At 71.0% G+C, this 26,573-nt stretch carries 25 protein-coding genes and 2 tRNA genes; 11 read left to right on the top strand and 16 right to left on the bottom strand.

The genetic code is table 11. From position 1 onward, the window contains the following. Positions 1-17 precede the first annotated feature (17 nt). The 3 genes from QQ657_RS24145 to QQ657_RS24135 all read right to left on the bottom strand — a co-directional run bounded on the left by QQ657_RS24145 (position 18) and on the right by QQ657_RS24135 (position 4,158). Positions 18-1,367, bottom strand: coding sequence for a cellulose binding domain-containing protein (locus tag QQ657_RS24145; protein WP_284744502.1), 1,350 nt, complete (start codon positions 1,365-1,367; stop codon positions 18-20). Beyond that, a complete protein-coding gene (locus QQ657_RS24140) occupies positions 1,364-2,992 on the bottom strand; it encodes a glycosyl hydrolase family 18 protein (RefSeq protein ID WP_284744501.1) in 1,629 nt (542 codons plus the stop codon). The genes QQ657_RS24145 and QQ657_RS24140 overlap by 4 nt, the downstream gene beginning before the upstream one ends. 203 nt (positions 2,993-3,195) lie before the next feature. Then, on the bottom strand, positions 3,196-4,158 hold the full coding sequence (locus tag QQ657_RS24135) for a LysR family transcriptional regulator (RefSeq protein WP_284744500.1): 963 nt from the start codon (positions 4,156-4,158) through the stop codon (positions 3,196-3,198). A gap of 85 nt (positions 4,159-4,243) precedes the next feature. Between QQ657_RS24135 and QQ657_RS24130 the strand changes: the two genes are divergently transcribed. Genes QQ657_RS24130 through QQ657_RS24120 form a run of 3 tightly spaced genes read left to right on the top strand, consistent with a single transcriptional unit; the run spans position 4,244 to position 5,564 of the window. Next, positions 4,244-4,837, top strand: coding sequence for a hypothetical protein (locus tag QQ657_RS24130; RefSeq protein WP_284744499.1), 594 nt, complete (start codon positions 4,244-4,246; stop codon positions 4,835-4,837). After that, positions 4,834-5,190 (top strand): SgcJ/EcaC family oxidoreductase, encoded by a 357-nt coding sequence (locus QQ657_RS24125; RefSeq protein WP_284744498.1) that lies wholly within the window; start codon positions 4,834-4,836, stop codon positions 5,188-5,190. Before QQ657_RS24130 ends, QQ657_RS24125 begins: the two co-directional genes overlap by 4 nt. Continuing rightward, positions 5,187-5,564 (top strand): VOC family protein, encoded by a 378-nt coding sequence (locus QQ657_RS24120; RefSeq protein WP_284744497.1) that lies wholly within the window; start codon positions 5,187-5,189, stop codon positions 5,562-5,564. The genes QQ657_RS24125 and QQ657_RS24120 overlap by 4 nt, the downstream gene beginning before the upstream one ends. A 64-nt stretch (positions 5,565-5,628) precedes the next feature. Here the strand turns inward: QQ657_RS24120 and QQ657_RS24115 are convergent. From QQ657_RS24115 to QQ657_RS24095, 5 genes are all read right to left on the bottom strand, one after another. Further along, positions 5,629-5,702 (bottom strand) — tRNA-Arg (locus tag QQ657_RS24115). A 46-nt stretch (positions 5,703-5,748) separates the two neighbouring features. Continuing rightward, positions 5,749-5,838: transfer RNA gene (locus tag QQ657_RS24110), tRNA-Ser, on the bottom strand. Between the two features lie 65 nt (positions 5,839-5,903). Next, positions 5,904-7,619, bottom strand: a complete 1,716-nt coding sequence (locus QQ657_RS24105) for a phosphatidylglycerol lysyltransferase domain-containing protein (protein WP_284744496.1) — start codon at positions 7,617-7,619, stop codon at positions 5,904-5,906. Positions 7,620-7,656: 37 nt separating this feature from the next. Then, positions 7,657-9,636: an acetoacetate--CoA ligase gene (locus QQ657_RS24100; RefSeq protein WP_284744495.1), complete on the bottom strand. Its 1,980-nt coding sequence runs from the start codon at positions 9,634-9,636 to the stop codon at positions 7,657-7,659. Between the two features lie 19 nt (positions 9,637-9,655). After that, complete coding sequence (locus QQ657_RS24095; RefSeq protein WP_284744494.1) at positions 9,656-10,285, bottom strand: dienelactone hydrolase family protein; 630 nt, start codon at positions 10,283-10,285, stop codon at positions 9,656-9,658. Between the two features lie 146 nt (positions 10,286-10,431). Here QQ657_RS24095 and hisC point away from each other — a divergent pair, with 146 nt between their 5' ends. Then, positions 10,432-11,487 carry a histidinol-phosphate transaminase gene (gene hisC / locus QQ657_RS24090; protein ID WP_284744493.1) on the top strand — a complete coding sequence of 352 codons (1,056 nt, stop codon included), beginning with the start codon at positions 10,432-10,434 and terminating at the stop codon, positions 11,485-11,487. Here the strand turns inward: hisC and QQ657_RS24085 are convergent. The 3 genes from QQ657_RS24085 to QQ657_RS24075 form a co-directional block, all read right to left on the bottom strand. Continuing rightward, complete coding sequence (locus QQ657_RS24085) at positions 11,477-12,250, bottom strand: sulfite exporter TauE/SafE family protein (RefSeq protein ID WP_284744492.1); 774 nt, start codon at positions 12,248-12,250, stop codon at positions 11,477-11,479. The two genes, hisC and QQ657_RS24085, sit on opposite strands and share 11 nt — an antisense overlap. A gap of 69 nt (positions 12,251-12,319) precedes the next feature. Continuing rightward, positions 12,320-12,673 carry a VOC family protein gene (locus QQ657_RS24080; RefSeq protein ID WP_284744491.1) on the bottom strand — a complete coding sequence of 118 codons (354 nt, stop codon included), beginning with the start codon at positions 12,671-12,673 and terminating at the stop codon, positions 12,320-12,322. After that, positions 12,670-13,293 carry a GNAT family N-acetyltransferase gene (locus QQ657_RS24075; RefSeq protein ID WP_284744614.1) on the bottom strand — a complete coding sequence of 208 codons (624 nt, stop codon included), beginning with the start codon at positions 13,291-13,293 and terminating at the stop codon, positions 12,670-12,672. The genes QQ657_RS24080 and QQ657_RS24075 overlap by 4 nt, the downstream gene beginning before the upstream one ends. 44 nt (positions 13,294-13,337) lie before the next feature. On the opposite strand from QQ657_RS24075, the gene QQ657_RS24070 reads away from it, so the two are divergent. Continuing rightward, positions 13,338-14,027, top strand: a complete 690-nt coding sequence (locus QQ657_RS24070; protein WP_284744490.1) for a FadR/GntR family transcriptional regulator — start codon at positions 13,338-13,340, stop codon at positions 14,025-14,027. A gap of 36 nt (positions 14,028-14,063) precedes the next feature. After that, positions 14,064-14,876, top strand: coding sequence for a class I SAM-dependent methyltransferase (locus tag QQ657_RS24065; protein ID WP_284744489.1), 813 nt, complete (start codon positions 14,064-14,066; stop codon positions 14,874-14,876). On the opposite strand, the gene QQ657_RS24060 is transcribed toward QQ657_RS24065, so the two are convergent. Continuing rightward, a complete protein-coding gene (locus QQ657_RS24060) occupies positions 14,873-14,995 on the bottom strand; it encodes a hypothetical protein (protein WP_284744488.1) in 123 nt (40 codons plus the stop codon). The genes QQ657_RS24065 and QQ657_RS24060 overlap by 4 nt on opposite strands. A 333-nt stretch (positions 14,996-15,328) precedes the next feature. Here QQ657_RS24060 and QQ657_RS24055 point away from each other — a divergent pair, with 333 nt between their 5' ends. Beyond that, the gene (locus QQ657_RS24055; RefSeq protein ID WP_284744487.1) at positions 15,329-16,828 is read left to right on the top strand and encodes an adenylate/guanylate cyclase domain-containing protein; all 1,500 of its coding nucleotides are present in this window, start codon (positions 15,329-15,331) and stop codon (positions 16,826-16,828) included. Here the strand turns inward: QQ657_RS24055 and QQ657_RS24050 are convergent. After that, positions 16,816-17,805: a beta-ketoacyl-ACP synthase III gene (locus QQ657_RS24050; RefSeq protein ID WP_284744486.1), complete on the bottom strand. Its 990-nt coding sequence runs from the start codon at positions 17,803-17,805 to the stop codon at positions 16,816-16,818. The two genes, QQ657_RS24055 and QQ657_RS24050, sit on opposite strands and share 13 nt — an antisense overlap. Before the next feature lie 213 nt (positions 17,806-18,018). Here QQ657_RS24050 and QQ657_RS24045 point away from each other — a divergent pair, with 213 nt between their 5' ends. Continuing rightward, complete coding sequence (locus QQ657_RS24045; RefSeq protein WP_284744485.1) at positions 18,019-18,492, top strand: Lrp/AsnC family transcriptional regulator; 474 nt, start codon at positions 18,019-18,021, stop codon at positions 18,490-18,492. On the opposite strand, the gene QQ657_RS24040 is transcribed toward QQ657_RS24045, so the two are convergent. Both QQ657_RS24040 and QQ657_RS24035 read right to left on the bottom strand, forming a co-directional pair. Then, on the bottom strand, positions 18,470-19,549 hold the full coding sequence (locus tag QQ657_RS24040) for an FAD-dependent monooxygenase (RefSeq protein ID WP_284744484.1): 1,080 nt from the start codon (positions 19,547-19,549) through the stop codon (positions 18,470-18,472). The two genes, QQ657_RS24045 and QQ657_RS24040, sit on opposite strands and share 23 nt — an antisense overlap. Next, positions 19,546-19,977 (bottom strand): GbsR/MarR family transcriptional regulator, encoded by a 432-nt coding sequence (locus tag QQ657_RS24035; RefSeq protein ID WP_284744483.1) that lies wholly within the window; start codon positions 19,975-19,977, stop codon positions 19,546-19,548. Before QQ657_RS24035 ends, QQ657_RS24040 begins: the two co-directional genes overlap by 4 nt. 62 nt (positions 19,978-20,039) lie before the next feature. Between QQ657_RS24035 and QQ657_RS24030 the strand changes: the two genes are divergently transcribed. Beyond that, positions 20,040-21,269, top strand: a complete 1,230-nt coding sequence (locus QQ657_RS24030) for an MFS transporter (protein ID WP_284744482.1) — start codon at positions 20,040-20,042, stop codon at positions 21,267-21,269. A gap of 155 nt (positions 21,270-21,424) precedes the next feature. Next, a complete protein-coding gene (locus tag QQ657_RS24025; RefSeq protein WP_284744481.1) occupies positions 21,425-21,829 on the top strand; it encodes an SsgA family sporulation/cell division regulator in 405 nt (134 codons plus the stop codon). Positions 21,830-21,987: 158 nt separating this feature from the next. On the opposite strand, the gene QQ657_RS24020 is transcribed toward QQ657_RS24025, so the two are convergent. Further along, positions 21,988-23,091 (bottom strand): S1 family peptidase, encoded by a 1,104-nt coding sequence (locus QQ657_RS24020; protein WP_284744480.1) that lies wholly within the window; start codon positions 23,089-23,091, stop codon positions 21,988-21,990. A 447-nt stretch (positions 23,092-23,538) separates the two neighbouring features. Between QQ657_RS24020 and QQ657_RS24015 the strand changes: the two genes are divergently transcribed. Further along, entirely contained in the window at positions 23,539-26,493 is a 2,955-nt protein-coding gene (locus tag QQ657_RS24015) for an ATP-binding protein (RefSeq protein ID WP_284744479.1), read from the top strand. The last annotated feature ends 80 nt before the right edge of the window (positions 26,494-26,573 follow it).

The following is a 26,573-nucleotide window of genomic DNA, read 5'->3' as shown; positions in this document are numbered from 1 at the left end:
CGTCATTCACGACGACGTCAGAAGCCCGCCGTCACCTTGGTGAAGTCCCAGTCGTTCTGCGCGATCCCACTGCAGGTCGACTGCACGCCGCCGCCGGGGCAGCCGCGGTCGCGGTTGACCGACCAGAACGCCAGGCGGCCGATCTTGGTCGACTTGGCCCAGTTCGTGATCTGGGTCCAGGTCGACAGATCGGTCAGCTCCTGCTGGTCGGACAGGCCGTTCATGCCCGAGATGCCCAGGTGGCTGTACGCCGTGGCGTCGGACCAGCCGAACGTCGACTTCAGCTTGTCGCGCAAGCCGTTCGCCGCGTTCACCGTGCTCTGGTACATGTTCGAGCCGCCGCCGAAGTCGAACGGCATGATCGTGTACACGTCCACGCCGGCGCCCAGGGCCTTCGACTGGTCGATGAGCCGGTTCCCGTAGTAGTTCGGGCCGGTCGTCGACGTGCCGAACGTCAGGATCGTCTGCACGCCCGGGTTGTTCTGCTTGACGATCTTCAGCGCGTTCAGGATGCGGTCCTGCACGGCCTCGTTCTCGAACTCGTCGGAGTTCTCGATGTCAATGTCGATCGCCTTCAGCCCGTACGCGTTGATCACCTGCTGGTACGCGCCGGCCAACGCGGCAGGCGTCGAGCAGTTCGGGCCCAGCTTGGTGCCGCTCCAGCCGCCGAACGACGGGACGACCTGGCCGCCCGCCGCCTTGATCTGCGAGATCGCGGTGGCGTCGGCACTGCCCGAAAGCGGACGGCTGCTGTCCCACGCCGGATTGCAGCCACCGGAGGCGTTGATGAACGCCATGGTGAACCACTTGACTCCGGTCGCGTTCATCACCGTCTGCGGGTTCGGCGGGCTGCCCCAGCCCATGTACAGGTACGGCGCGCCCTTGCCACCGGTGCCCGGCGGCGGGGTGGTCGTGGGCGGGGGCGTCGTCGTAGGCGGCGGTGTCGTAGTGGGGGGTGTGCCCCCGGCCGCACACGACCCGCCGTTGAGCTTGCAGTTCGACGGAGCGACGTACGAACCCGAGTACGCCACGTTGAAGCCGAAGCTCGCGCTACCACCGTTGCCGACGTTGCCGTTCCACGTGTTCTTCACCGTGACGTGCTGACCGGACGCCGTGTAGCTGCCGTCCCACAGCGACGAGATCTTCGCGCCCGACGGCAGGTCGAACTCGACGGTCCACGTCGCGAGCGTCGAGCCCGAGCCGTTGGCGATCGTGTACTTGCCCTCGTACCCGGTGCCCCAGTCGGAGCCCTTGGAGAAGGTCGCGGACACGCCGCCCGCCGCGTTCGCCGGCGCGATCACGAACATCGCGCCGACCGTGGCGGCCGCGGCCGCCAGCCCGAGTGCCGGCAACCACCGGCGCCTCACGACAGGCCGTTCTTCATGGCGGTGATGAGCTCGCCGCTCGTGGTGTCGCCGGTCAGCTCCCAGAAGAAGGCGCCGCCGAGGCCCTGCTGCTTGGCGTAGGACATCTTGCCGTTGATGGTCCCGGGGGTGTCGTAGCTCCACCAGTTGCTGCCGCACTTGGCGTACGCGGTGCCGGCGAACGTGCCGGTCGACGGGCAGGTGTTCTTGAGGACCTTGTAGTCCTCGATGCCCTGCTCGTACGTGCCCGGCGCGGGGCCGGTCGCGGTGCCACCCGGCGTCGACTGCGTGACGCCGGTCCAGCCGCGGCCGTAGAACCCGATGCCCAGCAGCAGTTTGCTCGACGGGACGCCCTTGCTCTTCAGCTTCTGGATCGCCGCGTCGGAGTAGAAGCCCGCCGTCGGGATGCCGGTGAAGTTGGTCAGCGGCGAGTGCGGGGCCGTCGGACCCTGGGGCGCCCACGCGCCGAAGTAGTCGTAGGTCATGACGTTGAACCAGTCGACGGACGACGCGGCACCGGCGTAGTCGGCGACGTCGAGCTTGCCGCCGTTGCTGCCGTCCGCCGAGATGGCCGAGGTGACCAGGAACGACGAGCCGAACTTCGACCGCAGCGCGCCCATCAGGTTCTTGTAGGACGCGGCACCGCTGGTGTCACAGCTCAGGCCGCACGCGTTGGGGTACTCCCAGTCGATGTCGATGCCGTCCCAGATGTCGGCCCAGCGCGGGTCCTTCAGCAGGTTGTAGCAGGACTGCGCGAACGCGGCCGGGTTCTGCGCGGCCTGGCCGAAGCCACCGGAGTAGGTCCAGCCGCCGAACGACCAGATGATCTTGAGGCCCGGGTGCATCTTCTTCAGCTTGCGCAGCTGGTTGAAGTTGCCGGCCACCGGCTGGTCCCAGGTGTCGGCGACGCCGTCGACACTGCCCGCGGCGTCGTAGGTCTTCTGGTAGTCGGCGTACGGGTCGTCGTTGGCGGTGCACGAGCCGTTCGTGACGTTGCCGAACGAGTAGTTGATGTGGGTCAGCTTGCTCGCCGAGCCCGACGTCTCGATGTTCTTGACGTGGTAGTTGCGGCCGTAGACGCCCCACTGCACGAAGTAGCCGACGTTCTTCAGGCCGCCCGGCGGGGGTGGCGTCGTGGTGGTCGTCGTCGGTGGCGTGGTCGGCGTCGTGGGGGTGGTGGTCGGCTGCGTCGGGGTGGTCGGCGTGGTGGTCGGCGTGCCACCGCCGGCGTCACAGGAACCGCCGTTCAGCTTGCAGTTCGACGGCGCCGAGTAGGTGCCGGAATAGCTGACGTTGAAGCCGAAGCTCGCGGTCGAGCCGTTGCCGACGTTGCCGTTCCAGCTGTTCTTGACGGTGACGTGCTGGCCGGCCGCGGTGTAGCTGCCGTCCCAGAGGGAGCCGATCTTCGCGCCGGACGGGAGGTCGAACTCGACCGTCCAGGCGGCCAGCGTCGAGCCGGAGCCGTTGGTGATCGTGTACTTGCCTTCGTAGCCGGTGCCCCAGTCGGAGCCCTTGGTGAAGCTGGCGCCAACGCCGCCGGCGGCACTCGCCGGCACGGTCACGAGCCCGACCGCGATCGCGCCGACCGCCGTGAACAGACCGAGGAGGTGCCATCTCTTTCTGGACATCGCTCTCCCTTGAACCAGGTGCGGGGACGGCGGTACCACCAGGCGGGGACCGGAGTGGTGTTTTTGCGCCGTTTGCGAAGACGTTACGTGGTCCAGACCAATTAGGGAAGCACAACCACGGAGAGTGCCGACGGGCAGCTGACCAGCTAGGACGAAGGTGAGTTCACTGGTCCAGTCCAGTTACGCAAAGCAGCCGAACGCGGTCACGGCAGGGCGAACCCGGCCCCGCCGCCGTGCCACCACTTCCGGTAGAACGGCGCCGCCTCGACCAAGGCGAGGTACTCGCGCCGGACGTCGGCGCAGAGCTCGTCGACCAGGGTCGCCAGCGGCGAGTCCGTGCGCCACGCGAGGACGAGCTCGCGGTGCAGCGGGGTGCCGGCCAGCGACAGCATCGCGAGGCCGTCGCGGGCCGTGCCGATCGGGTAGAGCAGGCAGATGCCGCGATCCTCCGCGGTGAGCGCGAAGGCGACGTGTGCTTCGTTCGTCAGGTGCGCGATGCGCTGGTCGAAGCCCGCCGACGCGCAGACGCGGGCGAAGTACTCGTTCATCCCGCTGTCGTCCGGATCGGGCATGACCCACTTCTCGTCCGCGAGATCGGCGAGGTCCACGCGACCGCGCTCGGCCAGGGCGTGCCGCCGGGAGACACCGATGAAGAACGGCTCCCGCAGCAGCAACCGGTGCTCCACGCCTTCGGGCGGCGTCAGCGGGAAGCCCGGGAACGCCCGCATGACAGCGATGTCAAGCTCACCGGAACCCAGCAACGCCGTGAGCGTGCCGGTCTCGCGGATCGTCCGGCTGGTGACCTCGCGCCGAGGCAGCTTCGCCGTCAACGCGTTGACCAGGAGGCTGAACTGCTGCGCCGGGATCCCGCCGACCTTGACCGGCGCACCGGCTTCGCGCTGGGCGTTGGCGCGGGCCGTGCGCTGCAGCGCGGCGAACTGCCGCACCAGGTTGCGCGCGTCGCGGACCAGTTCGGTGCCCGTGTGCGTGGGGACGACGCCGTCGGCGGAGCGGATGAACAGCGCGCCACCGACGAACTCTTCGATGCGCTTGAGCTGCGTCGTCACGGCGGGCTGGCTCAGGTGCAGCCGCGCGGCGGCCCGGCGGAGGCTGCCCGCCTCGGCGATCTCGACGACGAGCTCGAGGTGCCGGATCTCCAGGCGCATCCCGGAACGTTATCGCCCGTTGCAATAGGGCCGATGGTCGTGCGGACCATGGTCGTCGCGCGCGGTGGCCGTTACGTTCCTCCGCGTGACAGTCCTGGATTCGCCGGCGCTGCCGGTGTTGTTCTCCGACGAGGTGCTGCGCCGGTTCCTGGACGCGGCCGCCGCCGAATACGCGTTCATCACGCCGGAAGCGCCAAGACCGTGCTTCGGCGTCCTCGCCGGCACGATCGCCGACGACGCGATGCTGGTGTCGGAGATCGCGTTCGGCCGCAACGCCCGCACGACCGACCCGAGCGCACGCGAGGAGTTCGCGCGCACGATCGTGCCGCGGTTCGGCTCGGCGTACGAAAACGAGGTGCGCGCCTGGTGGCTCGCGCCCGCGGACCTCCTCCGCATCACGAGGGAGGCGGCCGGCCGCGGCTTGGACGTCCTCGGGTCGATCCACCTGCACCCGGACTGGCACCGGCTCGGTCCGGAGTGCGAGCGCGGGCGGCCGCTGAGCGACCGGCCGACGCCGATGGACGAGTACGTGTTCCGCGGCGCGGGCTGGCCGCTGAACGTCGTGTGCTACCTGGAAAAGCAGCACGGCGGCTTCTACTACTCACTGGCGGCGTGGGACGGCGACTGCGCACCGCTTTCCCTGCGCGTGCACGCCTCGGCGGGGCTGGTGAGCGCGTGACCGGCATCCGGGCGTTGTGGCAGACGATGACCGCCGGCTGGGCCGCGGGCGACGCGGCGCTCTTCGCGTCGGTGTTCGCGGCCGACGTCGACTTCGTGAACGTCCGCGGCGAAGCCCTTTCCGGGCGCGACGCGGTCGAAGCGAGCCACGCGAAGCTGTTCACGACGGCCTACCGCGGCACGGCGCTGTCGGCGTCGGTGACCTTGATCCGCCCGCTGGCGCCGGAGCTCGCCCTGGTGCACGCGACGTCCGAGATCGCCCCGGCGGGCGTGCTGACCCACGCCCAGGCGGTCGTCCGCGACGGCGAGATCGTCGCGTTCCACAACATGATCCCGAAGGGACCCACCGCATGACCCGCCCCCGGCTGCGCCACCTGGCTTTCGTCGTCCAGGACGCCAAGCAGATGGCCGAGTTCTACTGCGCCCAGTTCGAGATGGAGCTGTTCCACACCGACCCCGACGGCAGCCACTTCGTGACCGACGGCTACCTCAACCTGGCCCTGATCCAGCAAAACCTGGACGGCGACGTCCCGGCGGGCTTCAACCACTTCGGCTTCCAGGTATCGGACATCCCTGCGGTGGCTTCGCGCTTGGCTGAGGCGGGAGTCCCCCGCCCGGCTTTGCGCGGCGGTGACCGGCCGTTCGCCGAATACCGCGCGATCGACCCGGAGGGGAACTGGTTCGACCTTTCCGAACACGGATTCCTGCCACCGGGCGTCAGTGGGTGAAAGTGGAGGCATGAGAAAGGCCCCTCCGGCGAACCGGAGGGGCCTTTGCCGTCTCAACCAGACGTGCGCCCGAAGGGATTCGAACCCCTGACCTTCTGATCCGTAGTCAGATGCTCTATCCAGCTGAGCTACGGGCGCGTGTTCAGTTGTTCTCTAACCTAGCACCCGGCGAACCGGGTACCAGCGGAGGCTCCGGGATTTGAACCCGGGAGGGGGGGTTACCCCCAACCGCATTAGCAGTGCGGCGCCATAGACCAGACTAGGCGAAGCCTCCTGGGCCCAACGACCACTGCTCAGATAGGTTACACACCCCCCGATCACCCTCCGACAGCACCCCCCTCACGCTCGCCGCAGCAGTCTGAGCAGGCGTGGAGAGCGTCCGCCGAGGCCTTCCGCCTCGAACGTCGCGATGCCGACGCGGGGCAGTTCGCGCACTCCCGGGTACACCAAGTAGCGCGGTACCCAGCGCGGCTGGAACTTCGCGTTGAACTTGTACAGCGTCTCGATCTGGATCCAGCGCGAAAAGAAGTGGAGCACCTTCGCCGCCGTCTTGGCGACCGGGCCGGCGCCGATGCGCTGGCCCTGTTCCATCAACGCCCGGAACGCCGCGAAGTTGAGCGACACCTGCTCGATGCCATGCCTGTCCGCCGCGAGCAGGAGTTCCGAAATCATCAGCTCGTTGACGCCGTTGTCGGCCGTGCGGTCGCGGCGCATGACGTCCAGCGAAAGGCCCGCCGTGCCCCACGGCACGAACTGGAGCACGCCGCGCACGCGTCCGCCCTGCTCGGCCGTCACCAGCACCGAACCCTCGTCGCCGAGGCGGCCCAGCGCCATCGAGAACCCGCGCTCGGTGTCCGTGCCGCGCCAGTTCGCGGCCAGCGTCACCAGCTCGGCCAGTTCGCCGGGACGCAAGTCCTCGGCCCGGCGCACCAGCACCTTGTAGCCCGCGCGCTTCGTGCGGGCCACGGCCTGGCGGACGCCGCGCATGACGCGTCCGTCCAAGGTGAACCCTTCGACGTCGACGACCGCCTCGTCGCCGATCTCCAGCACTTCCAGGCCGAAGCGGGCCCAGACCGTCGCGCCGAGCTCCGAGACACCCATCGCCGCCGGCACCCACCCGTTGCGGCGGCAGACCTCCAGGTACTCCTCGATCGCGCCCGGCCACGCCTCGTGGTCGCCGAGCGGGTCGGCCGAGCACAGCGCCACCCCGGCGATCACGCGGTAGGTGACCGCGGCCTTGCCGGTGCGCGAGAACACCGCGAACTTGTCCCGCCGCAGCGCGAAGTAGCCGAGCGAGTCCCGCTCGCCGTGGTCGTCCAGCAGCTTGCGCAGGCGGGCGACCTCGTCGTCGGACAGCCGGGGCGCCGGCTCGGCCGAGCGCAGCAGGAAGTACGCCGAGACCAGGATCGCGGCGAGCCCGAACAGCAGGCCGACGGCCGCGGTCATGTCCTCCAGCCACATCTGGTGGAACACGGCGGGCCCGCTGGCCCCGACCAGCGCGAGCGCGGACTCGGCCAGCCGGTCCGGGAAGCTCATCGGCTCCAGGACCGCGCGCGACGCCACCGACAGCAGGATGACGTTGATCGCGAACCCGGCCAGCGCCAGCTGCAGGAACACGCGCACCGCGCGCCAGCGGCCGACCACCGGGTCCGGCTTCGCGACGAAGTAGCGGCGGCTCGCGATCAGTCCGACCAGCAGCACGACCGACACCATCCCGGCACCGAAGACGTGCCGGAGCCCGATGTGCGACACCGTGAGCAGCACCGTCGCGCCGACCGCCAGCTGCCAGGCCCGGCGCTTGCGGCGGCGCAGGCCCGCGGCCAGCAGCACCAGCAGCACGCCCGTGACCAGCGCGACGGTCGCTGCCGCGACCGTCGCCTCCTGCGGCAGCTCCAGCCACTCCGACAGGTGCCCGCGCAGGTTCCGGCGCCCGGCGGGCACCAGGACCGACACGAGCGTCATCAGTCCCGCCAGCCGGGTCACCCAGGTGATCACCCCCACGGTGGTGGCTCCCGCCACCCGCCAGGTGGTCTGCGCGCGGGTCCCCGTCACCACCTGTGCAACCCGTTGTGGACGATCATGCTTCCCCCATCTACCCCCCGGCGAGCTCCACGAACGGCGTCAACGCCGCCGGGTTCGCCAGCGCGTCGCGGCTGACAGCCCGGTCGGGAGCCACACCGGCGAGAATCTTCTTCACCGGTACCTCACACTTCTTACCGTTCAAGGTACGAGGAATCTCCTGAACCACTACGAACCGATCGGGTACATGCCGCGGTGACAGCGCGCTACGGAGCTCCTTCTTCAGCCGAGGCTCGACGTCACCGAGCTCGACGCCGTCGGCCAGCACCAGGAAACAGATCAGCTGCCCGTCTTCGTTCCCGGCCGCCGAAGTGTCCACGACCAGGGAGTCCGCGACCTCGTCGTAGCCCTCGACGACCCGGTAGAACTCCGCCGTGCCCATCCGGACGCCCCCGCGGTTGAGCGTCGAGTCGCTGCGGCCGTAGATCACCGCCGAACCGCGGCCGGTGACGCGGATCCAGTCGCCGTGGCGCCACAGCCCCGGGTACATCTCGAAGTACGCCTCACGCAGGCGCGAGCCGTCCGGGTCGTTCCAGAAGAACACCGGCATCGACGGCATCGGCTTCGTGATGACCAGCTCGCCGACCTGCTCGACGACGGCGTTGCCGGCCTCGTCGAACGCGTTGACCGCGGCGCCCAGCGCCGGGCAGGACAGCTCCCCCAGCCACACCGGCACGTCGGGCGCCGACGCGACGAACGCCGCGCAGAGGTCGGTGCCGCCGGAGACCGAGCAGATCTGCACCTTCTTCCCGACCTCGTCCACGATCCACCGGAAGCCCTCGACGCTCAGCGGCGCCCCGGTGGAGCCGAGCGCGCGCAACGCCGTCAGGTCGTAGCGCTCGGCGGGCTTGATGCCCGCCTTCAGGCAGCTCTGGATGAACGGCGCCGACGTCCCGAAGTACGTCACGCGGTGCTGCTCGGCCAGGTGCCAGAGCGCGTTGAGGTCCGGATGGCCCGGGCTGCCGTCGTAGAGCACGATCGTCGTGCCGACCAGCAGGCCGGAGATGAGGAAGTTCCACATCATCCAGCCGGTGGTGCTGAACCAGAAGAACCGGTCGCCGGGCCCGAGGTCGGTCTGCAGCGCGAGGGCCTTGAGGTGCTCCAGCGTGATGCCGCCGTGGCCGTGCACGATGCCCTTCGGCAGGCCGGTGGTGCCGGAGGAGTAGAGCACCCACAGCGGGTGCGCGAACTCGACCGGCTCGAACAGCAGCGGCGAGCCCTCGTGCTTCGCGAGCAGTTCGGCCCAGTCGAGCGCGCCGTCCATCCGGCCTTCGCCGACGTACTGGACGAGCACGGTCGCGGCCAGCGACGGCAGCTTCGCCTGCAGGTCGGCAACCGTCGTCCGGATGTCGAACTGGCGGCCGTTGTACGCGTAGGCGTTGACCGCGAAGAGGACCTTCGGCTCGATCTGCACGAAACGGTCCGCGACCGCGCGGACGCCGAAGTCCGGCGAGCACGACGACCAGATCGCCCCGATGCTCGCCGCGGCGAGGAACGCGACCAGCGTCTGCGGGCAGTTCGGGGCCAGCGCGACGACGCGGTCACCCTTGCCGACGCCGAGTTCGAGCAACGCCGCCCGGGCGGCGGCGACCTGCGCGCGGAGTTCGCCGTACGTCAGGTGGTCCGCGAAGCCGTCTTCGCGGTGGAAGATCACGGCCGTCTCGTCGTCGCCCTTCGCGGCTCCCGCGACGCCGGGGGTGAGCGCGTGCTCGGCGTAGTTCAGCGTGGCGCCTTCGAACCAGACAGCGTTCGGCATCTCGCCGGAGAGCACCTCGCCCGGCTGGTCGTGCCAGCGGACGCCGAGGAAGTCCGCGACCGCCGTCCAGAAGTCCGGACCGCGCTCGACCGAGAACTCCCAGAGCGAGCGGTAGTCGTCCACCTCGACGCCGCGTTCGGCGCGCAGCCACTGGCGGAAGGCTTCGATCTTGGTGTCGGCAACGTGGCTCGGCTCAGGGCGCCAGAGCACTTCGGGGGCGTCGGCGGTGTGCGTCACGTCACGAGGGTAATCCCGCCTAGCGCAGGTGGGCGTCGAACCAGTTGAGCGTCCGCTGCCAGGCCTCCGCGGCCGCGCCCGGATCGGCGTCGAAGCGGTGGTTCGCGCCCGGGTAGTGGACGACGTTCGTGGCGACCTTCGCCGACGCCGCGGCATCGCGCAGGCGCTCGACCTCGGCGCCGCCCGCCTCGTCGCCGGCGTCGCCGTACATGCCGAGCCACGGGCTGGTGAGCTTCCCGGCGATCTCGACCAGCGCGGGCAGTTCGGCGGCCTGCTGCCCGCCGACGCTGACGGCGGCCCCCAGCCGGCGGTGCGATGCGACGACGAGCGCCGCGGTGCCGCCCAGGTCGAAGCCCATGACACCGAGCAGGTCGGCCTGGACGCCGCGGTCGACGAGCCAGGCGAGTGTGATGTCCGTCGCGTCGAGCAGGTCCCGCTGCGTCAGCTCCGCGTTTTCGAGGTGCGGGGTGACGGTCAGCCAGCCTTCGAGGGCGAGGCTGGCCAGCAGCATCTTGACGCCGTCGGTGACCCCGTCCGCCTCGTGCAGGACCACCAAACCGCCGCGTAGCGCGCCTTCGGGTTCCGAGAAGGTCAGGCGCAGGGTACGGCCGTCGGTGCGCTGGTAGTCCACGGTGCTGGTCGACGTCATTGCGTCACTCAATCACTTGGAGGTGAACGGCGGGAACCCATTCTGGCAGCCCGGCCGGTCACATACCGCCTGAAGGGAGTCGCGGGGCGGCGCACGGAAAAGATACGGTGGCCGGGTCGTCCCGTTCAATCCGAGGAGCGCCGAAGATGTCGTCCGTGTCCCCGCGTGCCGATCTCGAATCGTTGCCGAAATACATTCCCGGCCGGACGATCGAAGGCGCCATCAAGCTGGCGAGCAACGAGGTGCCCGGCGGCGCGCTGCCGAGCGTCGCGCAGGCGATCGCCGAGGCCGCGGCGGGCATCAACCGCTACCCGGACACCGGCTCGCAGGCGCTGCGCGAGCGGCTGGCGCGCGAGCTGAACGTGCCGGTCGAGCGCGTCGCCATCGGCTGCGGCTCGGTCTCCCTGTGCCAGCAGACGATCCAGGCGGTCTGCGCACCCGGTGACGAGGTGATCTTCGCCTGGCGCTCGTTCGAGGCCTACCCGATCGTCACGCAGGTGGCGAACGCCGTGTCCGTGAAGGTCCCGATCACCGAGGGCCAGGAGCTCGACCTCGACGCGATGCTCGCGGCGATCACCGACCGGACGCGCGTGGTCTTCGTCTGCAACCCCAACAACCCGACCGGCACGGCGATCCGCCGCGCCGAGCTGGAGCGATTCCTCGACGCCGTCCCGGAGCGCGTGCTGGTGGTGCTGGACGAGGCGTACAAGGAGTTCGTCACCGACGCCGAGGTGCCCGACGGCGTCGAGTACACGCGGACGCGCTCGAACGTCATGGTGCTGCGCACGTTCTCGAAGGCGTACGGCCTCGCGGGCCTTCGTGTGGGTTACGCAGTCGCGCCCGAGGCCATCGCCGACGCGCTTCGCCAGGTGTACGTCGCCTTCTCGGTGAACATGCTGGCCCAGGTCGCGGCGCTGGCGTCGCTCGATGCGGCCGACGAGCTGATGGAGCGTTGCAAGGAGATCGTCGCCGAGCGCGGGCGGGTGCGGGACGCGCTCCTCGAAGCCGGCTACCGGGTGCCCGAGACGCAGGCGAACTTCGTCTGGCTGCCGTTGGGTGACCAGGCGGTGCCGTTCGCCGAGCACGCGCTGGACCGCAAGCTGGTGGTGCGCCCGTTCGCCGGCGACGGCGTGCGCGTGACCATCGGGACCCGCGAGGAGAACGACCTCTTCCTGGCCGCGGCGCGCGACTTCAGCCGCTGAACTGCTTGACCACCAGCTGGATCACGGCGGCGACGCCGATCACGACGATCACGCCGCGCAGCACCGCCGGCGGCAGCTTCCGGCCGATCTTCGCGCCGAGGAAGCCGCCGGCGGTCGACCCGACGGCCAGCCAGAGCACCACGGGCCAGCTGATCGGCGCGACGAACGCGTAGATCACCCCGGCGACGACGTTGACGACGGCGGCGAGGACGTTCTTGACGCCGTTGAGCTTCTGCAGCGGTTCGGACAGCAGCATCCCCATGACGGCCATCAGCATCACGCCCTGCGCGGCGGTGAAGTACCCGCCGTAGATGCCGATGAGGAAGATGAAGAACATCAGCAGCGGGCCGGCTTTGTGCTCTTCGCCGTTCTCTTCGCGGCGCTTCGCGACCCACTTCGACACCTTGGGCTGCACGATCACGAGGATCACGGCGAGACCGACGAGCACCGGGACAACGGCTTCGAAGGCATCCTTCGGCAGGGAGAGCAGCAGGATCGTGCCGCCGATCGCGCCGAGGAACGACGCGACGGCGAACTGGGCGACCTGCCGCCAGTAGCCGGTGAGCTCGTGCCGGTAGCCCCAGGCCCCGCTGAGGGTGCCGGGCGCGAGACCGATCGCGTTGGACGTCGTCGCCGTCACGGGCGGGTAGCCCAGCGCGACGAGAACGGGGAAGGTGACGAGCGTCCCCGACCCCACGACGGCGTTGATGGTCCCCGCCCAGATACCGGCGACCACGATGATCACCGCGTGCCACCACGTCATGAAGCACTCACGTGCTGACCCTAAGCATCGTGGGCCGGTCCCGCGACGCGGATGTGTCTGGGCAGACACTCACCGCGGCGTGAAGACGCAGAACTCGTTGCCTTCCGGGTCCGCCATCACCTCCCACTCGATGTCGCCGTCGCGGGCGCGGATCAGCGTCGCGCCCAGTTCCGCCAGCTCTGCCGGGTCGCCGAAGACGTCCAGGTGCATGCGGTTCTTGACCGTCTTCCGCTCCGGGACGGGGTTGAGCCAGATCAGCGGGCCGTTGCCGTCGGGGTCGACGATCGGGACGGGCCAGTCGTCCGGCCGCGTGTCGCCGGTCAGCGAGTCGCGGCGGACGTAGCCCATGGCGCGGCACCACCAGTCCGCCAGGGCTTGGTGGTCGGCCGCGTCGAGCGCGAGGTCCTTGAACCGTGCGGTCATTCCGTTCCTTCCGGTACATGGGCGGGCACCACTTCGGACACCACCCGCCAGCCGAGGGCGCCGTACAGCCCGCGTCCCGCCTCCGAAGCCAGCAGGACGCTCGACTCCGCCCCGGCCGCGACGCCCAGCCGGTGCATCACCACGCGGCCGAGGCCGCGGCGCCGGTGTTCGGGTTCCGTGACGATCCGGTCGAACACCGCGACGCCCGAGTCCACCGCGACCCAGCCGCGCGCCGCCGGCGCGCCCGAGGCGGTCACCGCCGCTTCCCACAGCGGACCCTCGCCGGTCAGCGTCACCGCGTAAGGCGCCGGGACCTCGGCGGGCGGTAGGTCGCCGTCGAACGTCATCAAGTACTCCGTCTCGCCCACCTCCCAGTCCGTCGTCAAGCCCGCGAGCACCGCGGAACGCTCGCCGCACGTCTTCAGCCACGTGCCCGGTGCCGCCACCGTCCGCGCTCGCGTGGCCACCGCCGACGGTGACCGCAGCAGGTAGCGGACGCGGTGCCCGGGCAGGCCGACGTCGACGCGGTAGCCGTCCGGCTCCGCGACCGGCGTCGGCACCGCCCGCGACACCGCCCAGCCGCGCACCCAAGCCCCCAGGATGTCCATGCCGGTGATCATGACAGCCACCACCGACAGTTTCCGGAGCTGAGAGGATGGGCGCCGTGGACACCGAGCAGGTCTGGAGCGCGACCGTCGACCGGCTGCGGTCGCTGATCGACTCCGGGAAGCTGCCGCCGGGCTCCCGGCTGCCCGCCGAACGCGTCCTGTGCGAGGACCTCGGCATCAGCCGCGGGTCGCTGCGGCAGGCGCTGCGCGTGCTCGACTCCATCGGCTACGTCCGGATCCGCGCCGGCTCCGGCACCTACGTCCGCGAGCAGCAGGAACAACCGCTGCGCACCTGGTTCACCGAGCACGACCAGCTCGTCGAAAAGCTCTTCGACCTGCGCGCGACCGTCGAGCCGACCCTCGCCGAACGGCTCGCGCGGCACGCGACCGCGAAGACCGTGAGCCGGCTCGAGGACAACGTCGCCGAGATGGCGCGGGCCGCCGAAGACGGCGACATGCTGCACGTCATCGCCGCCGACGCCGAGTTCCACCGGGTGATCGCGCAGAACGCCGGCAACGACGACGTCGCCGGGCTGCTGCGGTCCGTGCTCGCCCTGGTCGGCGAGGAGCGGCGGGCGGCACTGCGGCTGCCCGGCCAGATCCGCAAGGCCGTCGACGACCACCGCGCCATCCTCGACGCCATCCGCCGGTCCGACCCCGCCGCCGCCCGCGAGCTGACCCTCAAGCACCTGGTCGACGCCAAGATCTACGCGCACGACTTCGCCGCACACCCCGAAGAGCGCTAGACTTTTCACAACATTGTGAAACTTTTGGGGGTCGTGATGGAGAAGGTGCACTTCACCGAAGAAAAAGCCACCATGCTGGCCACGCTGTACGGCCGCGCGCTCGACAGCCGCGAAGCCGAGCCGGTGCTCGGCGACCACGCCGCCGACGAAGCCGTCCGGCAGATCGACTACGACTTCGCCAAGCTGGGGATCACCCGCGACAGCGCCGTGAGCGTCGTCCTGCGCGCGAAGCCGATCGACGAATGGGCCGCCGAATACCTGCGGCAGCACCCCGACGCGATCGTCCTGCACCTCGGCTGCGGCATGGACACGCGCTTCCAGCGCCTCGCCCCGCCGGAGACCGTCCACTGGTACGACGTCGACTACCCCGAGGTCGTCGAGCTGCGCGAGAAGCTCTACGCGGCCGCGCCGAACCACACGAACATCGGCACGTCGGTGACCGACTTCGGCTGGCTCGACCAGGTGCCGTCGGACCGCCCGGCGCTGATCGTCGCCGAAGGCCTGACCATGTACCTGACGCCGGAGGACGGCACCGAGCTCGTCCGCCGGCTGGTCGCGAAGTTCCCGTCCGGCGAACTGATCTGCGACGTCTTCAGCAAGTTCGGCATCAAGGCCCAGAAGCTCAACACCCCGGTCCGGCGCGCGAAGGCGACCCTGAAATGGGGCATCGACGACCCGCACGAGCTGGAGCGCTACGGCCTCGACCTGATGTCCTCTTTGGACGCCGCGCACTGGTCCCAGCCCGAGGTGATGGCCCGGCTGCGGCCGTTCACCCGGTTCCAGCTGCGGATGCTGAAGTACTTCCCGGCGATGGCGCGGATGGCGCACATCGTCCGGTACCGCTTCTAACGCGACTCCAGCACCCGCGCGACGAACTTGTGCAGCTTCTCCTCCAGCCGCGCGAGGCGTTCTTCGAGAGTGAGCGTCTCGTACGGCTGGGGCACGTCGGGCTTCAGCTCGCCGCGCACGTACTGGCTTGCCCGACGGCAGCATGATGTCGGCGAGCCCATCGGTGGGGTTCGGAAGCCGCAGATGTCGCTGCGCAGGCGAGACTTCGGCGCCGCACCCGACCCACAGCGCGAACCCGATCACCTCGCCGCCTCATGCAGCACGAGGTGAGCCACCGAGTCGCGCCAGACGAGGAACTCGCGCCACTCCCGCCGAATTCCTCCAGTCCAGGCAGACAACATCAAGCCCTCGGCTTCACCACTGGCGCGGTTGACGAACGAGTGTCCCCGATCCGCACCGTAACCAGCGGGCACCGGCGGTGGCCACGCATTTTCGGCCGTACGATCAACGCCGTGCGCAAGATCGCCGTCGGCAACTTCCGGGTGGTGTTGCGTACCAGCCTGGGCTTCGCCGGGCTGGGCGTCGGGTCCAGTGTGGCCGGGTCCGGGGTCGTCGCGCTGCTCCTCCTGCTGCAGGGGCTGCCGAACGACGTCGGGGACCGCGGCTGGGTGCTTGGGCTGACCGCGGCCGGGATCGTCGCCGTTTCGCTGCTCGCCGGGACCGCTTGGACGGCCTGGCTGCAGCGGCGCACCGCGATCTGGTTCGTGCTCGGCCGGCCGCCGTCGGAAAGCGAAGCCAGGCGCGCGCTGCGGCTGCCCGTCGACATGGCCGTCGTCAGCGGCACCCTCTGGCTGATCGGCACCGCCGTCCTGAGCGTGCTGGCCGGTGTCCTCGGCTCCGGTGAGGACGCCCTCGGCATGGCCACGGTCATCGGGCTCGGCGGCCTCACCACCGTGGGGCTCACCTACCTCGCCGCCGAGTGGGTGGCGCGGCCGGTGATGACGATCGCGCTGGAGATCCTGCCGCCGAGCGGGTCGCTGCCGGTCACCGTGCTCACCCGGCTCGTCGTCACCTGGGCGCTGGCCAGCGGCGTCCCGTTCGTCGGCGTCCTGCTCGTCGCGACGCCGCCGGACCTCGGCTCCGGCAACCACACCGCCAGCCTGATCATGCTGTCGGTGATCGGGCTCGGCGTCGGCGCGATCGGCACCGCCCTGCTGGCCCGGGCCGTCGCGGCGCCGCTGCACCGGCTGCGCGTCGCCCTCGACCGGATCGCGCGCGGCGACAACGACGTCACCGTCGACGTCGACGACTCCAGCGAGATCGGCCTGCTCCAGACGTCGGTCAACCAGCTCGCCGCCGGCCTGCGCGAGCAGGCGCGGATGCGGGACCTCTTCGGCAGGCACGTCGGCGCCGACGTCGCCCGGCACGCGCTGGAGTTCGGCGCGTCGCTGTCCGGCGACGTCCGCGAGGTCACGGCGTTGTTCGTCGACGTCGTCGACTCGACCGCGCTCGCCTACCGCACCCCGCCGGAAGAGCTCGTCGAGAAGCTGAACCGGCTGTTCGCCGCGGTCGTCTCCGCGGTCGGCGCGCGCGGCGGGCTGGTCAACAAGTTCCAGGGCGACGCCGCCTTGTGCATCTTCGGCGCCCCGACGCGACTCGCGGACGCGCCGACGGCCGCGCTGGCCACCGCCCGCGCGATCCGGGACGCGGTGTGCGCGAACGGCGAGCTCGACCTCGGCATCGGCGTCTCGAGCGGCCCGGTGTTCGCCGGCCAGCTCGGCACCAGCAGCCGGCTCGAGTACACCGTGATCGGCGACGCCGTCAACGAGGCCGCGCGGCTGACCGAGCTGGCCAAGGCGGTGCCGTCACGGATCCTCGCCAGCGACGCCGTCGTCTCGGCGGCGCTGCCGAGCGAAGGCGCGTACTGGGAGAAGCACGGCGAGTTGGAGTTGCGCGGCCGCCAGGAGCCGACGCCGACTTGGACAGCCGGCCCGGAACCTCAGGACAGCTGACCCAGCTCCGGCCAGCTCAGCACCGTCGAACCCCACGTCAGGCCCGCGCCGAACGCGCTGAGCAGCACGCGGTGCCCGGCGACGAGGCTGCCGTCGGCGTGGGCGTCGGCCAGGGCGAGCGGGATGGACGCGGCGCTGGTGTTGCCGACGCGGTCGATGTTGGCGACGACGGCGTCGGCCGGCATGCCGAGCTGCTTCGCCGTCGCCTGGAGGATCCGGATGTTCGCCTGGTGGCCGACGAAGCGGTCGACGTCGCCGACCATCCAGCCCGCGCGTTCCAGCACGGTCCGCGACGACTCCGCCATCCGCGCGCACGCGTGCCGGAAGACCGCGGTGCCCTGCATCGCGAGGAAGCGGTCGCTCGGCTGGTCGGACAGCCGCCGCCGCGCGCCGCCGGCTTCGACCCACAGCAGGTCGGCGAGCTCGCCTTCGCTGTGCAGGTCGAACGGCCCGAACGCGCCGGGCTCACCGGGCTCGCCGGCCCGCAGCAGGACCGCGCCCGCGCCGTCGCCGAAGATCGGGACGGTCGTGCGGTCGTCGGGGTCGATGAGCGTGGTGAAGGTGTCGGCGCCGATCACGAGCACGCGCTCGGCGAGGCCGCCCGCGATGAACCCGGCCGCGGTGGCCAGCGCGTAGACGAACCCGCTGCAGACGGCGTTGACGTCGAAGGCCGCGGCCGTGCCGAGCCCGAGCCGGGCGGCGACCTGCGGTGCGCTGGCCGGGCAGGGCTGATCGGGGGTCGACGTGGCGAGGACGACGATGTCGGCGGAGCCACCCGCGAGGGCTTCGCGACCGGCGCCGACCGCGAGGTCCACAGTGGACTCGTCCGGTCCGGCGACGCGGCGCTCCCGGATGCCGGTGCGGGTCCGGATCCACTCGTCCGTGGTGTCGAGCCGGGCGGCGATCTCGTGGTTTCCCAGGACTGTCGTCGGCAACCACGAACCGATTCCGGTCAGCACGGCGGCAGGTGCGGGCACGGGAAAGCCTCCCCACGCCGGCGGGTTGGCGGGCAGACCGGCAGGTCTTCCACTTCTATGCGCTACCCCCTGGTAGACCGGTGAGTTGTGTTCCAGGTCACTGAAAAAGTTGTTTCACTTTCTCGGCCGACGGAGTAGTGAGCGGGATCACGCAAGAGTGAGCGGGGAGCGAACGCCGGGCAAATCGTCGGGGGTCCCGGCTAGCCTGCTGGAGTGCACACTCCCGACCTCGACCAGCTGGACATCGCCATCCTCGCCTGCCTCCAGGAGGACGCCCGCACCATCGCCGAGACGATCGGGGCGAAGGTCGGCCTCTCGGCCGCGGCGGTGCAACGGCGGATCAAGCGGCTGCGCGAGGCGGGCGTCATCGAGCGCGAGGTCGCGGTGCTGTCGCCGCAAGCGCTCGGGCTGAGCATGACGTTCGTGGTCATGGTCGAGATGGAGCGCGAGAACCTGGCGGTCCTGGACGCGTTCCGCCGCCAGATCCTCGCCGACGACTGCGTCCAGCAGTGCTACTACGTCACCGGCAACGCGGACTTCGTCCTGGTCGTGACGTGCCCGGACATGGCGGGCTTCGAGGCGTTCACCCGGCGGATGTTCTTCGACAACCCGAACGTCCGGCACTTCACCACGAGTGTGGCGATGGACCGGGTGAAGGTCGGGCTCAGCCTGCCGCTGGGGCCGTAGGCGGGGTCCAGGACCACAGCTTCTCCGTCTGCTTCCGGATCACCGAGGCGGGCGCGCGCATGCCCAGCCGGTTGACCGCGTACCCCAGGCGTGACGTCGTCAAGGCCATCGCGCCCTTCTGGCGGGCCATCCGCGCGATGCCGTGGGTCCGCGCGAGCCGGGCCTGGTCGTAGCCCTCGAGGCCGACCGCCGCGAGTGTCACCGCGTCCTCGATCGCCTGGCACGCACCCTGGCCCATGTCCGGGGTCATCGCGTGGGCCGCGTCGCCGAGCAGTGCCACCCGGCCGCGGATGTACGACGGCAGCGGCGGCAGGTCCGTGACGTCGTTGTGCAGCACCTTCAGTGTCACGTCGAGGAAGGGCTCCACGTGCCAGCCGCGCACCCGGCGCCGGACTTCGGCCAGGTCGTCGTCGTAGCGGACGTCCGGACGGCGTTCGTGCACCGCCAGTGCCCAGTACACCCGCTCGCCGCCGATCGGGTGGGCGAGGAAGTACGCGCCGCGGCCGAAGGTGAACGTGCCGGCCTCCTCGACGCCGGGTTCGGTGACGCCGCGCCAGACCGTGTAGCGGAAGCGGGGCGTGATGCCCGGCCACAGCGCTTCCCGGACCGCGCTGTGGATGCCGTCCGCGCCCACCACGAGATCGGCTGTCACCCGTCCGGCGTCGTGGACGACTTCGCCGTCCGGAGTCACCGAGCGCACCGCGCGGCCGGTCCGGACGACGTCCGGCGGCAGCTCGGCGGCGAGCAGGCGGTGCAGGTCCGCGCGGTGGAAGCAGGACAACGGCGTGTCGTGCGCGGGGTCGAAGCGCCGCAGCCGCTCCCCCGACGGCAGGCACAGGTTGTACGCGGCCTGCGACGGCGTCGCCGCCGCGCGCACCTTCTCCCCGATGCCCAGCGCGTCGAGTGCGCGAAGGGCGTTCGGCGCGAGCGACAGCCCCGCGCCGACCTCGCTCAGCTCGGGCGCGCGTTCGAGCACCTCGACGTCCCAGCCGGCCTTCGTCAGGGCGAGCGCCGCCGTGACGCCACCGATGCCGGCTCCGGCCACCACTGCTTTCATCGCGGACCCTCCAGTGCTTCGGCCAGCCACGCGAACGTGTCGCGAGCGGCTTGGACCCGAGCGGCGCGCTCGTCTCCCGGTGCGAACAGCGCCAGGCCGTCGTCGGCGATGTCCACGAACGAGGCGAGCGTCGCGATGCGCTCGCGGACCACGCGCGGCCAGGCGTCGTCGTCGATGCGGAAGTAGGTGGTGCGGTCACCCGGGACGCGCTGCTTGCGCACCAGCCGCGACGCCGTCAGCAGGTTCGTGTTCGAGGTGAGCGACGCCCGGCTCGCGCCGATCGCTTCGGCGATGGCGGTCGCCGACTGCGCGGGCGGGTCGCAGACCATCAGCCAGCCGAGGATGCGGCCGGCGATCGGCGGAATGCCGTACTGCTCGGCGAAGAACGCCGCGGCCCGCTCGGCCCAGGCGGTCGACTGCTCGTTCATGCTAGTGGAGACTAGCATGTTCTGAAGCGATAATCTGAAGTGCTGTCTCTCTGGGGGGAAGCATGCTTCGACATCGCCGGATCTTCTTGGTCGCGACTCTGATCGACGCGCTCGGCAGCGGGCTGTGGGTGCCGTTCGCGCTGCTGTTCCTGGTGCACGGCCAGGGCATGGGCCTGCTCGACGCGGGCACGTCGCTGAGCACCGGCGCGCTGCTGGCGCTCGTCACCGGCCCGGCGACCGGCGCCGCCATGGACCGGTTCGGGCCGCGGGCGCTGCTCGTCGCCGGGAACCTCGTGCGGCTCGCGGCCTTCTGCGCCTACCCACTGGTCCACACCAGCTGGCAGGTGATCGTGGTTTCGGTGGTCGCCGGCTTCGGCGACCGGCTGTTCTGGACGTGCAACGCGCCGATGGTCGCCCGGCTCACGGCCGGGAGCGAGACGGACCGCATGCTGGCGACGCAGACGGTGGGGCGTTTCGCGGGCGCGGGAATCGGCGCGGCGGCGACCGCGGTGCTCCCGACGATCACGAGCCCGTGGGCGTTCCACTTGCTCGCGTACGTGAACGCGGCGAGCTTCGCGGTGGCAGCACTGCTGATGGCGTTACTCCCCGCACTTTCACGTGAAAGTGCCCACCAGGGGGCCGCACTTTCACGTGAACGTGCGGGTTCGGGGAGCTGGCGGGGCGTGCTCGGCAACCGGCCCTTCACCGGGTTCTGCGTCGCCCACACGGCTTTCACGCTCGCCAGCGCGAGCAAGTTCGCCGTGCTGCCCATCGTCGTGCGGGATCTCCTGCACGGTCCACAGTGGATCGCCGGGACCGCGATCACGCTCGGCACCGTGGTCGTCGTGACCGCGCAGCGCCCGATCGTCGCCCTGCTCGCCGGGCGCAGCCGGACGGCGGCGCTGATCGGCGCCGCGACGCTGTTCGCGGTTTCCTTCGCCCTGCTGATCCCGTTGGAAATGGTCCCTCTGCACGTTGCCGCCGCCCTGATCCTCGTGACGAGCCTCGGGTTCTCCGTCGCGGAGGCGATGTTCGGCCCCACCGGCACCGCGACGGCCGCCGCGGCCGCACCCGCCGGCGCCGAAGGCCGGGCCAGCTCGATCTTCCAGCTCTCGTGGGGCCTGCCCGTCGCGCTCGCGCCCGGCTTGCTGGCCGTCCTGCTCAGCGTCAGCAGCGCGCTGACCTGGTCGGTATTGGCCCTGACCTGCACGGCGGCGATCCCGGCGTTGCTCGTGCTGCGGAAGAAGCTCCCCGGAGCCCTGCGCGAGCCGTCACCGGCAGTCGCGGGCTGACCGCAAGGGGTATGTGCCGGACGTTACACCACAATGGACGGATGCAACCGATCAAGTGAACGTGAGAGTTTCTCCGTCATGGCGCAAGGCCCCGGCCATCTCCTCCTCGAACAGTTCGCGCCGCGCGAACCGCCACCCGGACTCCAGGAGGGGCCATGCAGACCGACGCAGTTCACCAGAGCCAGTTCGTGGTGCTGAACGAGAGCACCACGCCCGTCCTGTCCCGCCTCTCCTACCACGCCGACGAGCCGTTCGCGGTCACCGTCGCGTTCCGGACCGAGCGCGGCCGGTGGATCGAATGGACCTTCGCGCGTGACCTCCTCGTGGCCGGCCTCGACGACCCGGCCGGTCTCGGTGACGTCCGGGTCCGCCCGGACCTGTCCGACGACGAGGACTTCCTCACTCTCGAAATCGAGTCGCCGGACGGCTATGCGTCGTTCGAGCTCGAGGTCGAAGACGTCCGGACGTTCCTGGACGCCTCCTACGAACTGGTGCCGCTGGGTGAAGAGAGCTCCCACTTCGACGTCGACGGGCTGATCGAGGAGATCAGCAACGTCTGACCCCTGAACCTCCCATTCCCGCGGCGAGGACAAGGGCGGGGGTTGGGTGGGCGGGGGGCCCACCCCACCCCCCCCCCCCGCCGGGCGGGGGGGTGGCCGGGGGGGGTTGTGGGCCGGCCCCCCCCCCCCCCCCCCCCCGCCCTTCGCTGTTTCTACGGTCAGCTGGTCTTCAGCGTGGCGCCGGTCGCCGAAAGCGCCGCACCGATCGGGAAGAAGTACGTCGTCGCGGTGTTGCCGCCGGACAGGATGCCCTGCGCCGAGTTGCCCGCGATGAAGCCGCCGCCCGAGTCACCGGCCGCCGAGCGGACGTTGGTCGCGGTCATGCCGTTGACCGTGCCCTCGGCGTACCGGACGCTCTGGTTCTTGGCGCCGATGGTGCCGCAGGTCCAGCCGGTGGTCGAGCCGGCCTTGCAGACCGACGTGCCGGTCGCCGCGTTCGAGGAGCCGCGCACCGCGGTGCCGTTGTTCATCGAGGCCAGCGGGGTCCAGCCGCTGCTCGTGTTCACCCTCGCGTAGTCGCTGCCCGGGAACCGGTAGGCGCCCCACGAGCCGAGCGCGGCGCCGTTGGAACCGGTCAGCCGGCCGCCGCCGGTCAGCGCGGCGCAGTGCCCGGCGGTCAGGAAGCCGGTGGTGGTCGAGAAGCCGACCGAGCAGCGCGACGAGCCGCCGATGTAGTAGGCGTCACCACCGCGGATGTTGGCGTGCAGCGTCGGCTTCGAAGCCGCTTCGAGGATCGTGATCGACGACTTGTCCACACCGGACTGAGCGAGGAACGCGTCGGCCGTGCCGCGCTGGCCCTGCAGCACCGTGACCGTGACGCGGTTGGTGGCGGAGTCCACGCCCCAGCCAGTGATCGCGTACGGAGCGGCGTTGTCGCGGGCGTTCAGGGTGTCCACAGTGGAGTCGAGCTGGCGGGCGCTGAACTTCACGACCTCCGCCTCGGCTCCGGACGCCTGGATCTTGGCGACCTCGGCGGCCTTCGTCGTCTGGATGTGCGCCTTGCCCGTGGCGGCGTTGTAGGTGGCGCCGCCGAACGCGTCGCCGAGCGTCGCGCTGACGGACTCGGTGACCTTGTTCGCGACGTCCTCGCTCTTCAGCCGCGTCAGCACCTGGTCGTGGGTCAGGCCCAGGTCGCGCTGCATGGCGGGCACGATGTCCGGGTTCAGCAGGTCCTGGCCCGACGCGGGGACGGCGAGCGTGACGAGCGCGCTCGTCGTCATCACCGCGGCGGCAGCGGCACCGAAGAGTCTGGCGATCTTCATGCTTCTCCCTAGGTGGTTACGCGCGGCGCTGAACCGGCCACGCAGTGGTACTCCCCCGGGTGAGGGTCCCCGCAGTGGGCGTTACGGTGCAATCCGGGCACCCAGCGAATGGGTATACGCATTCACTCCGGACGAATCCCCTGCTCCAAGCGGTCCGGACCGCGGGTTGTCACCCGGTCGGACAGGTCCTTAAGTAGGGTTTCCGTGAACTACTTTCGGTAGCCACCACCCCTCCCGGAACGCGTTACGTGCGGCCGGAACGGGGTGCGTGCCGACGTTTCGCACGCACGGTGACCCCAGACCGGCGAATCCCGCGGCAAACCGGTGACAGCCGGTAGGCGGACGTGTCGTGGCGGTACTGACCACCTATTCGGTTAATGGTTTACGGACGGATCAGCGCTGCTTAGGCTCCCGCGCACAGCCCCGGAGTGCGTCGAGGAGGTCCGTATGTGGCTCACGGCTCCCCGCCCCACCTCGGTGAGCGTCCGGTCGGGACCCGCCCGGCTGACCGGCCGCGACACCGAGCTCGACGCCATCGTCGACGTGCTCCGGCGGCGCCCGGCCGCCGTCCTGATCGAGGGCGAGCCCGGCATGGGCCGGACCCGGCTGCTCGCCGAGATCGGTCGCCGCAAGGAGTTCGAGGGCGGCCGCGTGCTCACCGGTGCCTGCCAGCCGCTGCGGGAGCCGTTCCCCTACGGGCCCGTCCTGGAAGCGCTCCGCACTGTGACAACCGGGGGCTTCGCCACCCGGACCCCCGAAACGCGCGCGGTGGGCGACGCGCCGCTCGGGCCGCTGAGCCCGGTCGCCGGCGTGCTGCGGCCGTTGCTGCCGGAGCTCGCGGAAGCGCTTCCTCCCCAGCCTGAGCCCCTCGCCGACCCGGTGGCCGAACGCCACCGCGTCTTCCGCGCGATGCGGGAGCTCCTGCACGCGTGCGGGCCGGCGCTCGTGCTGATCGACGACCTGCAGTGGGCCGACGAAGACACCCGCGACCTCATGCGGTTCCTCGCCGGCGCGATGCCGCCGGAGCTGGCGGTGGTCGCCACCTTCCGGTCGGCGACCGACGTCCGTCCCGGGCCGCTCGGCGCCCCCTTCCGCACCGATGCCGCGGTGCACTCCGCGCGCGTCGCGCTGGGCGCGCTCGACGTCACGGCGGTGCGCAAGCTCGCCGTCGAAATCCTCGACCTGCCCCGCGTCACCGACGAGTTCGCGGCGAAGCTGCACGAGTGCACCGCCGGGATCCCGTTCGTGGTCGAGGAAACCCTGCGGGCCCTGCGCGAAGCGGCCGAGCGGCTGCCGGTCGGCGAGGTCCTCTCCGACCGGATGCTGGAAAACCTCGAAGTCCCGGTGCTGCTGCGCGAAGCCGTCACCGAACGGCTTTCCACGCTGCCCGAACCCGCGGTCCGGCTCGCCGGCGCGGCCGCGGTGCTCGGTGTCGGAGCCGAAGCCGCCGTGCTCGGTGAGCTGGCCGGGCTCCCGGACGACGTCCTCCGCACCGCGCTGCTCGCCGCGTTGTCCGGCGGGGTGCTCGGCGAAGTCGGCGACAGCAGGTACGGCTTCCGGCACCCGTTGGCGCGCAAAGCGGTCTACGACACGGTGAGCGGGCCCGAGCGCGCGTTGCTGCACGCGCAGGCGATCCGCGTGCTCGCCGCGCAGCCCTCCCCACCGCTGACGCTGCTGGCCCGGCACTCCCGCGCGGCCGGCCGCGTCGACCAGTGGCGTCACTACGCCGAAGCCGCCGCGGACGAGGCCGTCACCCGCGGCGAGACGTCCCGCGCGATCGACCTCCTGCAGTCGGTGCTGGCCGAGCCCGGCCCGGCGCAGTCCGACATCGGGCGCGTCGCCGGCAAGCTGAGCCAGGTCGCGCTGCGCGGGTTCCGCCCCGACGTGATCGGCACGCTCGAACGCGTCCTCGAAGAGGTGACGCTGCCGCCGTCGGTGCGCGGCTCGATCCGGCTGAGCCTCGGCATGCTGCAGGTCCGGACCATCGGCGGGCTCGGCCGCGGCCGCCTGGAAGTCGAGCGCGCGATCGACGAGCTGACCGACCGGCCCGACCTCGCCGCACGCGGGATCACCCTGCTCGCGCAGCCGATCGACGGGCTGACGCCGTTGTCGTGGCACGAATCCTGGCGCGCCCGCGCGAACGAGGTGTACGAGCGGCTCGACGACCCCGAGCTGCGGCTCGCGCTGACCGCCGACCGCATCGCGGCCGCGTCGCACGTCGGCGACGGCTCGGCGTGGGCCGAGTTCGAGGCGCTGTCGGACACCGTGGGCACGGTCGCCGAGCGCGTCCAGCTGGCCCGGCTGTGGTGCAACCTCGCCGACGGCCAGTCGTGGGCCGGTCACCTCGACCGGGCGGACCGGCTGGTGACCGAAGGCGTCCGGCGGGCGACCGACGCGGGCGCGTTGTACGCGATCGGGCTGATCCAGGGCACCCGCGTCCGGCTCGACTGGGTGCGCGGGCGCTGGAGCGGGCTCGCCGAAGCGGCCGAGCAGCTGCGCGACAGCTACCCGGAGCTCGGCCCGATCGTCATGGAGTCGTCGCTGGTGCTCGGCGGGCTCGCGGCCGTGCGCGGCGAGTTCGCCGCCGCCCAACGGCACCTGGCCGCGGCGAGCGTGCACGCGCCGGACCGCGGGCCGATCCCGGTGGCGCTTTCGGCGGCCGGGGTGCTGATCTCGGTGCTGCTGGCGACCGACGACGTCGACGGCGCGTGCGCGGCGGCCGACACGGCGGTCGCCGCGGCCGGGCGCAAGGACGTCTGGATCTGGGCGGCGGCGCTGGTCCCGGCGGCGGCCCAGGCGTACGCGCGGGCCGGGCGCTGGCCGGAAGCCGACAACGTGGTCGAGGCGTTCGCCCGTGGCATCGAAGACCGGGACGCACCGGTCGCGACGGCGGCGTTGGTCGCCGGCCGGGCGGTCCTGCTGGAGGCGCGTGCGAAGCATCTGGCCGCGGCGGCGCTGTTCGACGAAGCGGCGTCGGGTTACGCGGCGTTGCCGATGCCGTACCCGGCGACGGCGATGCGGGAGCGGGCGGCGATGTGCCGGCTCGCGGCGGGCAACCGCGACGCGGTCGAGGAACTGACGGCGGCGGCCGAGGCGTACGAACAGCTGGGTGCGACGCGGGATGCCGGGCGGTGCCGGCACCAATTGCGGGAGCACGGCGCTTGGGCACCGTCGCAACGCGGGCGGCGCGGGTACGGGAGTGAGTTGTCGCCCCGGGAACGCGAAGTCGCGCGGATGCTGGCGGAGGGGCGGACGAACCGGGAGATCGCGGACGGGCTGTTCCTCTCGCCGCGCACGGTGGAACAGCACGTGGCGAAGGTGCTCCGGAAGCTCGGCGCGCGGTCACGGACGGACGTCGCGCGCAAGATGCCCGGCGAAACCGCGACCGCCCCAGCCGGCTGAGCGCCAATGCCATGAGGGGCACCCTCACGGACTTTAAAGCCATGAGGGTGCCCCTCATGGCAGTTCACGCGGGTGAGCGT

The sequence above is a fragment of the Amycolatopsis ponsaeliensis genome, from assembly GCF_030182635.1.
Classification (GTDB): Bacteria; Actinomycetota; Actinomycetes; order Mycobacteriales; family Pseudonocardiaceae; genus Amycolatopsis; species Amycolatopsis ponsaeliensis.
The sequence above is the reverse complement of the archived record's forward strand: the minus strand, read 5'-3'. Positions and strand labels throughout refer to the sequence as shown.

What these genes read in the sequence shown, in the direction of transcription:
- QQ657_RS24140 (WP_284744501.1), bottom strand. Translation starts at nt 2,992, where the DNA reads ATGTCCAGAAAGAGATGGCACCTCCTCGGTCTGTTCACGGCGGTCGGC.
- QQ657_RS24135 (WP_284744500.1), bottom strand. Translation starts at nt 4,158, where the DNA reads ATGCGCCTGGAGATCCGGCACCTCGAGCTCGTCGTCGAGATCGCCGAG.
- QQ657_RS24120 (WP_284744497.1), top strand. Translation starts at nt 5,187, where the DNA reads ATGACCCGCCCCCGGCTGCGCCACCTGGCTTTCGTCGTCCAGGACGCC.
- QQ657_RS24095 (WP_284744494.1), bottom strand. Translation starts at nt 10,285, where the DNA reads ATGACGTCGACCAGCACCGTGGACTACCAGCGCACCGACGGCCGTACC.
- hisC (WP_284744493.1), top strand. Translation starts at nt 10,432, where the DNA reads ATGTCGTCCGTGTCCCCGCGTGCCGATCTCGAATCGTTGCCGAAATAC.
- QQ657_RS24085 (WP_284744492.1), bottom strand. Translation starts at nt 12,250, where the DNA reads ATGACGTGGTGGCACGCGGTGATCATCGTGGTCGCCGGTATCTGGGCG.
- QQ657_RS24080 (WP_284744491.1), bottom strand. Translation starts at nt 12,673, where the DNA reads ATGACCGCACGGTTCAAGGACCTCGCGCTCGACGCGGCCGACCACCAA.
- QQ657_RS24075 (WP_284744614.1), bottom strand. Translation starts at nt 13,293, where the DNA reads ATGATCACCGGCATGGACATCCTGGGGGCTTGGGTGCGCGGCTGGGCG.
- QQ657_RS24065 (WP_284744489.1), top strand. Translation starts at nt 14,064, where the DNA reads ATGGAGAAGGTGCACTTCACCGAAGAAAAAGCCACCATGCTGGCCACG.
- QQ657_RS24040 (WP_284744484.1), bottom strand. Translation starts at nt 19,549, where the DNA reads ATGAAAGCAGTGGTGGCCGGAGCCGGCATCGGTGGCGTCACGGCGGCG.
- QQ657_RS24035 (WP_284744483.1), bottom strand. Translation starts at nt 19,977, where the DNA reads ATGAACGAGCAGTCGACCGCCTGGGCCGAGCGGGCCGCGGCGTTCTTC.
- QQ657_RS24030 (WP_284744482.1), top strand. Translation starts at nt 20,040, where the DNA reads ATGCTTCGACATCGCCGGATCTTCTTGGTCGCGACTCTGATCGACGCG.
- QQ657_RS24025 (WP_284744481.1), top strand. Translation starts at nt 21,425, where the DNA reads ATGCAGACCGACGCAGTTCACCAGAGCCAGTTCGTGGTGCTGAACGAG.
- QQ657_RS24020 (WP_284744480.1), bottom strand. Translation starts at nt 23,091, where the DNA reads ATGAAGATCGCCAGACTCTTCGGTGCCGCTGCCGCCGCGGTGATGACG.
- QQ657_RS24015 (WP_284744479.1), top strand. Translation starts at nt 23,539, where the DNA reads ATGTGGCTCACGGCTCCCCGCCCCACCTCGGTGAGCGTCCGGTCGGGA.